The sequence below is a fragment of the Colwellia sp. C1TZA3 genome (assembly GCF_007954265.1).
Classification (GTDB): domain Bacteria; phylum Pseudomonadota; class Gammaproteobacteria; order Enterobacterales; family Alteromonadaceae; genus Cognaticolwellia.
This window is the reverse complement of record NZ_VOLS01000150.1, coordinates 1-896: the sequence shown is the minus strand read 5'-3', so window position 1 is coordinate 896 and position 896 is coordinate 1. Positions and strand designations below refer to the sequence as shown.

The window sequence follows — 896 nt, the reverse complement described above, 5'->3', positions numbered from 1 at the left end:
CCAGCAAGAGATGCAACAATGAAAACATATGAACAGCTGACCTATGAACAACGATGCCAGATTTTTGCTTTAAATAAAACAGGCATAAGCCAAAATAAAATGGCAAAGCAACTCAGTATTAGTCAGTCAACGATTAGCAGAGAGTTTCAACGCAATACAGGCAAACGTGGTTATCGTATCAAACAAGCACAAAATTTAGCTGCTAATCGTCGATTAGCCTCCTATCAAGCAACTAAAATGACAACAAGTTTCATTGAGTTAATTGACGAGAAAATTAAAGACAAATGGAGTCCTGAGCAGATATCTGGATGGCTCAAGAGAAGTAAAAGTGTTCACGTTAGTCATGAAACCATCTATCAACATATCTGGACTGACAAGCAATATGGTGGTCAATTATTTCAACACTTGCGTAGAAAAGGAAAGGCTTATCAAATACGTAGTAAGAATAAGCAAGCGGGCCGAGGGTTTATCAAGAACCGTGTGAGTATTGATGAGCGTCCTAAAGTCGTTGATGATAAAAGTCGAATGGGCGATTGGGAAATAGATCTGGTTATTGGCAAAGGTCATAGTGGCGCACTAGTGACTATTGTAGAGCGAAAAACGAGCTTTACTGTATCGACACGCATCAATGATAAATCAGCAAAAACAGTCACCGCAGCGACCCTTGCTTTATTAAAACCGTACCAAGATGCGGTGCTAACGATCACCGCAGATAATGGTAAAGAGTTCGCTTACCATGAGCAAATGACTAAAGCGTTGGAATGTGGGGTTTATTTTGCTGATCCTTATTGTTCATGGCAACGCGGGCTCAATGAAAACACCAATGGCCTATTACGACAATATTGGCCGAAATCAACAAATTTCAAAAAAGTATCGCTATCAGAAGTCCAAGATGT

The 896-nt window shown here is 40.0% G+C and carries 1 protein-coding gene; it reads left to right on the top strand.

Annotation, left to right across the window (positions count from 1 at the left end; translation table 11 throughout):
• Positions 1–18: 18 nt before the first annotated feature.
• Positions 19–896, top strand: an 878-nt coding sequence (locus ESZ39_RS17605) for an IS30 family transposase (RefSeq protein ID WP_146881202.1), incomplete at its 3' end; no start/stop codon positions are given.